Source organism: Catonella sp. (assembly GCF_052169795.1).
Lineage (GTDB): Bacteria > Bacillota > Clostridia > Lachnospirales > Lachnospiraceae > Catonella.
The window spans coordinates 1-12,042 of the sequence record NZ_JBQNBU010000059.1; the positions used below are offsets into that span (position 1 = coordinate 1).

Genomic DNA, 12,042 nt, shown 5'->3' on the forward strand with positions numbered 1-12,042 from the left:
TCATCAGCCCAATATAAAACAGAATCTACAATATATTTTTTAACCATAGACCTTTCAGAAGCTGTATCATTACCACAGCCTGAACCATTTGAATACTTGCCATCACTGCTTATTCTTGAAAAATATCCCGGAACAAGCACATTGAAGCAGAAATCACCTGCGTTATGCACATGGTTATAAACAACATCCATAACTACGCTTATACCGTTTTTGTGCAAAGTCTGAATCATCTGTTTAGCTTCCTTAACCCTGACTTCCCCTTTATAAGGATCAGTTGAGTAAGAACCCTCAGGTACATTGTAGTTTTTAGGATCATATCCCCAGTTAAACTGAGGTTTATCTAATTTTGTCTCATCTACTGAACCATAGTCATAAAATGGCAATATATGTAGATGAGTAATTCCAAGGTCTTTAATATGATCAATACCTGTTGGAATACCGGAAGAAGTTTTAGTACCTGTTTCAGTTAATCCAAGGAATTTACCAACATTTTTAATCCCTGAGCTTTTATCAGAAGAAAGATCCCTTATATGAAGCTCATATATGGTAGCATCTGTAATATTTTTTCCTGAATTTGGATCTTTATCACTATCCCAGCCGGCAGGATTTGTAGAAGACAAGTCAATTATCATAGCCCTGTCACCATTTACACCTGTAGTTCTTGCATAAGGATCACATGTTTCTGATTTTTTGCCATTTACCTCAACAGTATAAGTATAATACACACCATTTAAGTCACCCTGTTTTTCAGCTATCCAAGTACCATTTATATCAGATTTCATATCTATTGCTTCGATTAGGTCATCAGTCCCTGCTGTACCCGACTTATATAAATTAATCTTTACAGACTTAGCTGTTGGAGCCCATACCTTAAAAACAGTCTTATCCTTTGCCCAAACAGCACCTAAATCATCACCTGTATAGGTATATTCTTCTTCAAATTTTTGGGTAGAATAAAAATTAGGCATAATGATTTTATACTCATTTTTGTCATAAATAATACTGTAATTTCCACCTGCCTCCAAAGGCTTATCAAGTGTAATAGAATATAAATTATCACTTCCCTCTTCAACAGCCTTTATTTTAACCTCAGGCTTAATTTTAAATGCCTTCATAAGGTCATCTTTAACTTTACCAGTCATTGTAACAGCAATATTTACATCTCCATTATATTTTGCCTGTGAAACCTTGATTCCTGTTACAGCATCCTTGCTGTTCTTTTTCTCAAAGCCTTCTTTGCCTGATTCGACAAAAACATCTACTGTACCTGAAACCATGTCAGATAAATCAATAAACTGATCACCGTCAAAGTCTTTTTCTTCCCATTCACCCTTTCTTATAATAAAGCCTACCTTTGCAGCTCCCGCTGCAACATCCTTGGTTGCAATCATGTCTTTTCCTTCTTTTTTGAAGTCATAAGCCTTGCCGTCACCGCCCTCATCCCACATCCATACGTTCCAACCATCATACTTTCCATCTTTTCTGTGGTAATGCAGCTTAACAGTCAGACTGGCAGCCGCAACCGAAACCACTTCGCTTAAAGGCATAATTACAGATAAAATGCCTACTAGTAACACCATTAAAAATACCTTGATTCTTTTTTCCATAACATTCTCCTCTCTATATAAACCCTGATTATTTACACCATAGGTCATAGACATTTTATTCCACATGATAAACTGTTTTCTGTCTGTGAATATGGAGTAATATTACAAAATATCTGCAAATATTGTAATTTGGAGGTAACTATAGCTTGATTACAATATTTCACAAGATGTTTCGTGAATAATTTGGGTTAAATTATGTTCACATGATAACATTTGATACTAAGTTTTTCAAGATTTAACTTGATATATAGCCTTGTTTCATGTATTATCATTTCATATCAAAATTTAATGGAGGCAAGTAATGAAAAGAAAATGGTGGCACGAGAAGGTTGCATATCAGATTTATCCAAAAAGCTTTTTGGATACTAAGGGAAATGGAATAGGTGATTTAAGAGGTGTAATTAATAAACTTGATTATTTAAAAGATTTAGGAGTAGATATTATATGGCTTTCTCCTTGTTACCCATCTCCTCTTGCTGATCAGGGCTATGATATAGCTGATTATTATGATATAGATCCTCGTTTTGGCAGTATGGCTGATATGGATGAACTGCTTGCAGAGGCTAAAAAAAGAAATATGTATATTCTTATGGACTTGGTTATAAACCACTGTTCCGATGAACATGAGTGGTTCAAAAAGGCTATGAAAGACCTTGACAGTGAGTATGCAAAATATTTCTTTATAGAAGCCGGTGTAGATGGCAATCCTCCAAATAACTGGCGTTCCTACTTTGGCGGAAGTGCCTGGGAGAAAATTGAGGGTACTGATAAATATTATCTCCATCTCTTCCATAAGAAACAGCCTGACCTAAACTGGGAAAATCCAAAGCTTCGTGATGAAATCTATAAGATGATTAACTGGTGGCTTGATAAAGGACTTGCAGGCTTTAGAGTAGATGCCATTATGAATATAAGCAAGGCACTTCCTTTTACTGATTATAACTACCCTCCTGATAGAGAAGACGGCACCGTTATCTGTGCCAAAATGCTTGAAGATGCAAAGAATGTAGATAAATATTTACAGGAATTAAGAGAAAATACTTTTGATAAACATGATGCTTTTACAGTAGGTGAGGTATTTACAGACAGAACTGAGGATATTCCTATCTTCATAGGTGATGAGGGACATTTCTCGACTATGTTTGATTTTGAAGAAACAATATTCGGAAAAAGTGATAAGGGCTGGCATGCAGCAAAGCCTATAACCCCTGATGATTATAAGAAATGTTGTTTTACAACACAAAAAAGAGTAGGCGATTTAGGTTACATTTCTACAATAATAGAAAACCATGATGAGCCTAGAGGTGTAAGCCACTATCTTCAGTGCTGTGACATAAATGACGACTCCAAGAAGCTGTTGGGTACCATGCAGTTTATGATGAAAGGTCTTCCGTTCATCTATCAGGGACAGGAAATCGGTATGGAAAATACAGATTTTACAGGCATGGAAGAAATAGATGATATTTCTACTATTGGAGAATATCAGACAGCTCTTGAAGCCGGCTTATCTCCTGAAGAAGCTTTTAATGCTGTTAAGAAGTTTAGCAGAGACAATGCAAGAACTCCTATGCAGTGGAATGACAGCAAGAATGCAGGCTTTACAAGCGGTACTCCTTGGCTTATGGTAAATCCTCAGTATACTAAAATAAATGTAGAAGCTCAGATAAATGATGAAAAGTCAGTTCTTAGCTATTATAAAAAGCTTACAGCACTTAGAAAAAATGAAGCTTACAAAGAAACTATAGTCTATGGAGAGGTTGTACCTTATCTTGAAAATGAACATAATCTTATGGCATTTTACAGAAATGGTGAAAATCAAACTTTACTTGTACTTGGTAATTTTGATAATTTTGAAAAATTAGTCAAATTAGAGAAAAAGACTGCCGCTACTCTTCTCTCCAATATGGACAATGTAGAGTTTTTAAATGAAAATGAGATAAAGCTTAAACCATATCAGAGCGTGATTTTAGAAGTAGAGTAAAAACATTTATTCTACTGTACTATGTGAAATAATAGGTCTGTGACCTATGGCATGAATGATTTTGGTTTATAATCAAAAAACAGAGAACCCCTGATTTTGAGTTCTCTGTTTTTTGAATTATAAATTTACCTTTAATTATAAACTTTACTTTATAGCACCTTCCATCATACCCTTGATAATCTGCTTCTGTGCAAATAAGAAAAGGATAATTATAGGTATCATCGCAAGAAAGGCTGCAGTAAGTATAAGATCCCACTGCTTTACATAAGAGCCTACAAAGCTGCTTACTGCAACAGGAAGTGTTTTAATCCTACCATTTAAACCAAGCATAATTGAAGGAAGAAGGTAGTCATTCCATATCCAAAGTCCGTTAAGAATTAAGACTGTCATCTGTACAGGCTTCATAAGCGGGAAGATAATCTTAAAGAAAATCTGCTCATGCAGACAGCCGTCAATTTTGGCAGCCTCTTCAAGTTCCTTTGGAATACCTTTTACAAAGCCATGGAATATAAAGATTGACATTGAACCACCGAAGCCCAGGTAAGCAAAAATAAGTCCCGTATAAGACGAAAGCATAGGTATGCCTAAATAATTACTAATATTCTTAAATATAGTAAGGATAGGGAGCATAACTACCTGGAAAGGAATAACCATGGCTGCTACAAAAATAAGGAAGATAATTGCCGACCATTTCTTTTTTTCATTTCTACTAAGTACCCAAGCCGCCATACAGGAAAATACTGTAAGTAAAGCAAGTGAAACTATTGTAATTATAATAGAGCTCTTAAATGAACTCCAGTAATTAAAGTTTGCATTATTAATAACATTTTTCATGTTATCAAACATCTGCCCCCAGTTCTTAGGGAAATTAATAGGGCTTACCACTATATCCGCACTTGACTTTGCTGAGTTAATAACAACCAAGAAGAATGGAAATAATACAAAAATTGCAATTATTGTAGCAATAATCGTAGCAATAAAATTTCTATTTTTTTCAGGTTTCATTATAATTCCACCTCCTTCTTCTTACTTATAACTACCTGCGTAAGAGAAACTATGGCAAGTATGATAAAGAATATAACTGCTTTAGTCTGTCCTAGTGCATAATTATTTTTTCTAATTGCTGTATTATAAATATTCAAAGCTAAAAATTCAGTCGCCTGAACAATCTTAGCTCCTAACACTCTGGAAGGAGCACCGTTTGTAATAGAAATATTAAGATCAAACTGCTTAAATGAACTTACCAGTGTAAGGAAGGTACATACAGTAAAAGTATTGGCTATCATTGGAATTTTAATTTTAAAAAGTGTTGTTATTCCATCTGCGCCATCTACTCCGGATGCCTCCATTACTGATTTTGGTATTGTCTGCAAACCGGTTATGTAAATCATCATAATATAGCCTGCATACTGCCATGTACTTACAATAAGAATAGCTGCAAGTGCAAGGTTTGGATTTGTAAGCATTGATTTAGAGCCTGCTAATAACATAGTCATAACCTTATTAAAGATAAACTGCCATACATATCCGAGAACAAGTCCTCCGATAAGATTAGGCAGGAAGTATGCTGCCCTGAAAAAATCCTTACCTTTTATTTTGGAAGTACATAGAAGAGCCAATAAAAATGCAACTACATTTACCAATATCATATTTAATATTGTAAATATGGAAGTAATTACAAAAGAATATACAAAATCCATCTGCTTAAACATAGTAATATAATTCGCTATACCAACAAAATTCTTAGCTTCTACACCATTCCAGTCCGTGAAAGAATAGTAGATACCAAGTAAAAACGGAAGCAGAACTGTCACGAAAAAAGTAAATAACATAGGAAAAATAAAAACAATATTCACTATCTTTGTGTGATGCACATTAGGAAATTCTAATATTCCTAAAATTGTCATACACATGCCCACTATAAAAATAATCCCACGGTACTCATTCTTCCCCCCACTTAATACCATAGCTAATGAAATAACGGTAAGTATAATGCCTAGTACCGCAATTCCTCCAAATAATACTTTTCTTGTTCCACTCTTCATTGAAGCCTCCTTTTGAAAGCCTGTATCATCTTTTAAAAATATGGGCGAACGGAAAACCGAGCGCCCATATTAACATATTTTAATTACAGATTATTTATTATTTGCAATATAATCAGCAAGAGTTGTCTGCATTGCCTCTACAAAACCTGCCTTATCAAGATCTCCCTTTGCAAATGACTCAAATACTAAACCGAAAGCATTCTGAGCTATACCTTCAGGCATATTTGACCAAGCCCAAGAAGAAGTCTTACCTGCATCTACATAAGTCTTAAGACTTGTAGCAAGAGGTGCAGCAGGCACTATTTTACTGCTCTTATATGGAGAAATCATACCTGCATCCTTAACCAATACTGTCTGTCCTTCATCTGTTGTAGCAAGGAAATCTAAGAAATCTTTACAAACCTGTATATTCTTACTATCCTTATATACACACCACCAAGATGGGCAGTCAGCAAGAACATTTTGCATATCTGCCTTCGTGAAAGCAAGAGGTGCTATTCCACACTTAAAAGAAACATTGTACTGACTAAGTGAAGGATCAACCCAGTTACCCTGTGTAATAAATGCTGTCTTACCCTGAGCCCACTTAGCAAGCTGATCATCATAAGTACCTGAAAGAAGTACCTGCTGGTCTGCATACTTAAATAAAAGCTCTACCATGTCTGCAAACTCTGCAAGTCTTGCCTTATCAAACTCACCTGCCAAAGCCTTATCTAATATGGAGTTATCTCCTCTCTGAAGACCGCCGCTATAATAGTAACCTAAAATATGATTTCCTGTTGACCAAAACATCTGACCTGACTCAGCAGTTACAGAAGCTACAGCATCAAGACCAAGTTCAGCCTTCATAGAATCAAGTTTTTCAAAAGCTGCCTTAAATGCATCATAGCTTGTAAGTGAAGCCGGATCAATTCCCGCTTTTTCAAGAATGTCTGCATTGTAAGTAATACCATAGCCCTCAACTGCATAAGGAAAACCTACTAAAGTGCCATCATTTTTATCCTTATAGCCAAAGTCGGTATCACTTGCAAATTTACAATCGCTGAGGTCTGCACACTTGCCTTCCCAGTTCTTGTAATCACCATCACCACCGATAACGAACATATCAGGCATATTATCTGCCGCAAAATAACTCTTAATCTGTCCCTGAATATCAACACCGCCACCCATTGATTCAATAACTACTTCATGTCCTGTCTTCTCTTTGAAAAGCTTTGCAGCTGCCTGAAGCTGCTTGTCAATTTCAATTTTTCCATTTACAAGACGAACTGCCTCTCCATTGCTTGCAGGCGCAGATGATGTTGCTGTACTTGCAGCTGTTGAAGCTGCTGAAGCTGCTGACTTTGCACCGGAATCAGTTGTTGCCTTTGAACTGTTAGTACCGCCCGTACTGCCACATGCTACAAGCATTGACGCAGATAAGCCCAATGCTAAAAGTGATTTAAGATAGTTTTTTTTCATTTTTCTCTCCTTTAATGAATTTTTTTAGTTACCTTATAAACCAATTTTAGCAGAATAGTACAAAAATATCAAGTAAAATATCATTTTCCTTGTTGCAATATAACAACAAATTAACTTAATTGTCTAAAAATACCAAACATTTTTTAATAAAGAATCACAATAGACTCAAAAGGTCTTAATTTATTTTCTATTGTATTAAATTCTTTATAATTATTCACTAAAACCTTACCTGTATCTATTTCTTCAAAATTAAAGTCTCTTTCGTTCTCTGAAAAATTGCAAACTACCATAAGTTTCTGTCCATTCAGACTTCTTTCATATACAAATAAATCCTCATCATCAGGAAGAAGCAAATTATAATCGCCATAAACTATAATCTCATACTCTTTTCTGAGTGCTATAAGCTTTTTATAATAATTAAATACCGAATCTTCCCTTGATATCTGTTCTTTGGCATTTATCTTAGTATAATTAGGATTTACAGCTATCCAAGGTGTTCCTGTAGTAAAACCGGCATTCTCACTGTCATCCCACTGCATAGGTGTTCTTGCATTATCCCTGCTCTTATGACAAATCTTAGGGAAAAGCTCCTCTGCACTGATTACTCCTTTTTCAGTAAGCTCATTAAAAGCATTAATTGATTCAAGATCTCTAAAATCTTCCACCGAATTGAAAACTGTATTTGTCATACCAAGCTCTTCACCCTGATATACATAAGGCGTTCCCTGCATCATATGTAAACAGGTTGCTATACACTTAGCTGAAAGTTCCCTATACTCATCCTTTTCACTTCCAAGCCTTGATACTATCCTCGGCTGGTCATGATTACAAAAATATAAACTGTTCCAAGCCACCTCGTTAAGTCCTTTCTGCCATTTTGAAAGATTTTCTTTAAGAGGGACTAATGGCATTTTCTTAGTTGACCATTTCATCTTGTCTTCATCGTCTAAGCCCACATGTTCAAACTGAAATACCATGTTTAATTCGCTACCATCACTATTTGCATACTTCTCAGCCTCTTCAAGTGTTACACCTGCACATTCTCCAACAGTCATTATGTCATACTTAGAAAGCACCTTTTTATTCATTTCTTGTAAAAATTCATGTACCCTAGGACCATTTGCACAAGATTCAAAACTTCCATAAAGTCCACCATATGTAGGGCCATCAGGAAAACTCTGATCTTTTGAAATAAGGCTTATAACATCCATCCTAAAACCGTCAATTCCTTTTTCAAACCAACGGTTCATCATTCCAAATACCTCTTCTCTAACCTCATCATTTTCCCAATTTAAGTCAGGCTGTTTCTTTGAAAATAAGTGCAAATAATACTGTCCTGTTGTCTTGTCTAACTGCCAAGCTGAGCCTGAAAAGCAAGATCCCCAGTTATTTGGCTCTTTACCCTCTTTTCCATCTTTCCATATATAATAATCCCTTTTCGGATTATCTTTTGAACTACGGCTTTCTACAAACCACTTATGCTCATCTGAGGTATGGTTTACTACTAAATCCATCACAATCTTAATACCAAGACCATGGGCTGTATCAAGCATTTCATCAAAATCCGCCATGGTACCAAATTCGGTCATTATATCTTCATAATCACTGATATCGTAACCATTGTCATCATTAGGTGACTGGTATACAGGCGAGAGCCATATTACATTTATACCTAGTTCTTTAAGATAAGGTAGTTTACTTGTAATTCCCTTTAAATCGCCTATACCATCTCCGTTACTGTCACAGAAACTTCTTGGATAAATCTGATAAACAACACTTTCTTTCCACCAAGCTTTGTTCATTATCGTTTCCCTCCTTTTAAAATTCTTTTCCACCTATCACTTTAATATCCTTTTCATTAGCTGCAACAGCTCTGATAGCTGCCTCAAGTCCTCTTACAATGTCCATCAGTTCCATATACGGTTTATCCGGCTTGTTAGTAACCTGCTCTGCAATAAAAGGGACATGGATGAATCCACCCTTTGTCCCCTTAAACTGTTTATTTAAAATATATAGCACGCCGTACATAAGATGGTTACAGACAAATGTCCCTGCCGAATTTGACAGACTTGCAGGTAATCCTTCCTTCCTTATCTCTTCTACCATCGCCTTTACCGGAAGTGTAGAAAAATAAGCTGAATCTCCATCTTCAAAAATAATCTCATCTATTGGCAGGTGTCCCTCATTATCAGGTATTCGGGCATCATCTATATTGATTGCCACCCTTTCAGGCGTAATATCATATCTTCCACCAGCCTGCCCTACACAAAGTACAAAGTCAGGCTTTTCTTCTTCTATCGCTTTACCTACTATCCTAATAGACTTTCTAAAAACTGTAGGTACTTCCAGTTTAACAATATCCGTTCCATCAATCTGATTTTGTACAAGCATCACTGCCTCAAGTGCAGGATTTATCTTTTCTCCTCCAAACGGGTCAAATGCTGTAAGAAGTAATTTCATAGATAACTCCCTAATATTTAAATTGTAAACATATCAGCTTTTTCTTTCAATGACCTTGCAATTCCATTAAGTTTAGATTCAGCCTCCAAAACAATATTCATTGATTCAGCAAGTTCATCCATAGTAGCACTCATCTGCTCTGATGTAGCAGCATTTTCTTCTGAAATCTCAGTTAAAGATTTTCCTGATTTAACTAAACTTTCATTTCCCTGCCTTATTATTTCCGAAGATTCATTAAGTTCGTTTAATATCTCTGTACTTGTATCTACCATATCGGATATTTCAATAAACTTATCACCGGTATCTTTTCTTATTTTAACCTGCTTTTCCATTATTTCACTTACTTCTTCCATCATTTCAACGGAATTATCAGCACTGTCTTTTAACACTTCTATAACAACTTTTATCTCATTTGTAAACTTGGCTGACTGTTCAGCAAGCTTTCTTATCTCATCTGCAACTACAGCAAAGCCTTTACCTGCCTCTCCTGCCCTCGCTGCCTCAATAGCAGCATTAAGTGCAAGAAGGTTTGTCTGATCTGATATTGCCTGTATCATTTCAGAGGCTTCGGATATCTTAGAAGCACTTGTACTTGCTTCAAGTGTAACATCCTTCATTTTAGAAAATGCTTCTCCACTTTTTTCTCCTGCCTTTTTCAGCTCATTTATAAGATAAACTCCTTCAGTCTTATTCTTACTTATAACCATTAAAGCATTTTCTAATTTTTTCACTATATCAAGCATTAGTGCAAGCTTATCATTTATTACCTCAGAAGCTTTAGAAACAGAAGAAACATTCATTGCCTGCTCAGTTGCACCTTCTGCAATATTAAGCATAGCAACTTGTGAATCCTTAACTATTTTTTCAGTACTTCTAACTATATCAGACATATTATTAGATAATACCTCCGAAGCTTCTGCATCTTCTTTAAGTACAGAAATCATATCAGAAAGGTTAGCACGCATTTTTCTCGTCATCTCTAAAACTATATCTAATTCATCAGGCTTAGCAACATCATGCTCATGTGAACTTGAACTGGAAAAATCGAACTCCATCATACGGCTGGATATACTGGCAACTTTATCTAACTTATCAGATATTCTCTTTTTAAATATCAGACTTATTATTATGGATACAATTAAAGATATTAAAGCCTCAATAACTAATACAATTATAGCCCTTCCCTTAACTTTATTACTCTTAAGTTCTTCTTCGTGTAATATCTTATCCATATCATCTATATAATTGCCTGTACCTATAATCCAATTAAATGGTTTATACAATTCTACATAAGCTCTTTTTGGTACCGGTACTGCATCACCTTCCCTGTTAAAAGAATAATCCACAAAGCCTTCACCACCGGAATTAGCTATTTTAAGAAATTCCTCTACTATTTTAACTCCGTTAGGATCAGTCAAATCCTTTCTGTTAGTTCCCTCAACACTTTTACCTAACAACACTACATTAGTTCCATCAATAGTATCTGCCCAAAAATATCCATCATTCTCATACCTTGCACTTCTTATAAGATCTGCAGCTAATTTTTTTCCTTCTTCTTCACTAATTTTACCGGAACCAATAAGCTCATTAACAGGCTCTAACATAGATATTATAGTCTTTACTTCACTTTTTATCAAATTATCATAGTCAGTTAAAAATAATTCTGAAGATGATTCAAGCTGTTTTTTTGACTGCTTGTTTAAACTTATTATTGCCAATCCACCTAAAGCCAAACTCAATGCCACCGAGATTGAAACACAGGCGAGCAATATTTTATTACCTATTTTCTTATGTTTTTTCTTTACCATAAATACATCCTTTACTTTAATTAGCAAGACAGCCTATTATACCGTCCTGCCATTCAAAGTTCCTTTATTATAATTTTTATTAATCTTTACTGTGTCCTCCTTATACACAAAATATATTATACAATGTAAAAACATATTATACAACAATATATTTTGCATAATATGTTTTATTATATCAATTTTTTACACATTTAATATATATTATATTTATTCAAATATAATGTATATTATACAACCTCAAATGTTTTATAGTTCATACTCCATAAATATCACTAATGTCAAGCAATTCAACATTATCAGGTTTAGTAGCTTTTTCAAATGACTTTTGTAAATATTTAATTAAATTACTCCGGTAACTTAGTTTTCTTTGGCAAAGTATGCGTTCTTAGATACTCCTCGTATAATTCCGGTCTGCGTTCTTTGGTTCTTTTCAGAGCCTCTTCAAGCTTCCACTGTTCTATTTTTGCCTGATGACCCGAGAGTAATATTTCAGGAACCTTCATATCCATATAGGTTTCAGGGCGTGTATACTGTGGATATTCAAGAAGTCCGTCTGTAAATGATTCTCCTATCGCAGAATCAGTATTATTTAATACTCCCGGAACCAGTCTTGATATGGCATCTATCATAATAACAGCAGGTAATTCTCCTCCTGTAAGTACATAGTCACCTATGGAAAT

Annotated in this window: 8 protein-coding genes and 1 pseudogene; 1 reads left to right on the forward strand and 8 read right to left on the reverse strand. The window is 35.1% G+C overall.

What is annotated here, in order from left to right:
* Positions 1-1,607 (reverse strand): pullulanase-associated domain-containing protein (locus ACTTKP_RS08810; protein WP_442553531.1); only part of this gene is annotated, 1,607 nt, incomplete at its 3' end.
* 301 nt (positions 1,608-1,908) lie between these two features.
* Between ACTTKP_RS08810 and ACTTKP_RS08815 the strand changes: the two genes are divergently transcribed.
* Positions 1,909-3,588: an alpha-glucosidase gene (locus ACTTKP_RS08815; protein WP_442553532.1), complete on the forward strand. Its 1,680-nt coding sequence runs from the start codon at positions 1,909-1,911 to the stop codon at positions 3,586-3,588.
* 144 nt (positions 3,589-3,732) lie between these two features.
* Here ACTTKP_RS08815 and ACTTKP_RS08820 read toward each other — a convergent pair whose 3' ends face one another.
* From ACTTKP_RS08820 to ACTTKP_RS08850, 7 genes and pseudogenes are all read right to left on the reverse strand, one after another.
* A complete protein-coding gene (locus ACTTKP_RS08820) occupies positions 3,733-4,593 on the reverse strand; it encodes a carbohydrate ABC transporter permease (protein ID WP_442553533.1) in 861 nt (286 codons plus the stop codon).
* Entirely contained in the window at positions 4,593-5,633 is a 1,041-nt protein-coding gene (locus ACTTKP_RS08825) for a carbohydrate ABC transporter permease (protein WP_442553534.1), read from the reverse strand. Before ACTTKP_RS08825 ends, ACTTKP_RS08820 begins: the two co-directional genes overlap by 1 nt.
* A 90-nt stretch (positions 5,634-5,723) precedes the next feature.
* Positions 5,724-7,094 (reverse strand): ABC transporter substrate-binding protein, encoded by a 1,371-nt coding sequence (locus ACTTKP_RS08830; protein ID WP_442553535.1) that lies wholly within the window; start codon positions 7,092-7,094, stop codon positions 5,724-5,726.
* 143 nt (positions 7,095-7,237) lie between these two features.
* Positions 7,238-8,896 carry a glycoside hydrolase family 13 protein gene (locus tag ACTTKP_RS08835; RefSeq protein ID WP_442553536.1) on the reverse strand — a complete coding sequence of 553 codons (1,659 nt, stop codon included), beginning with the start codon at positions 8,894-8,896 and terminating at the stop codon, positions 7,238-7,240.
* Between the two features lie 16 nt (positions 8,897-8,912).
* The gene (gene pcp / locus ACTTKP_RS08840; RefSeq protein WP_442553537.1) at positions 8,913-9,554 is read right to left on the reverse strand and encodes a pyroglutamyl-peptidase I; all 642 of its coding nucleotides are present in this window, start codon (positions 9,552-9,554) and stop codon (positions 8,913-8,915) included.
* 17 nt (positions 9,555-9,571) lie between these two features.
* Entirely contained in the window at positions 9,572-11,362 is a 1,791-nt protein-coding gene (locus ACTTKP_RS08845; protein ID WP_442553538.1) for a methyl-accepting chemotaxis protein, read from the reverse strand.
* Positions 11,363-11,706: 344 nt separating this feature from the next.
* Positions 11,707-12,042: pseudogene (locus tag ACTTKP_RS08850) on the reverse strand (tRNA (guanosine(37)-N1)-methyltransferase TrmD); the annotation flags it as partial.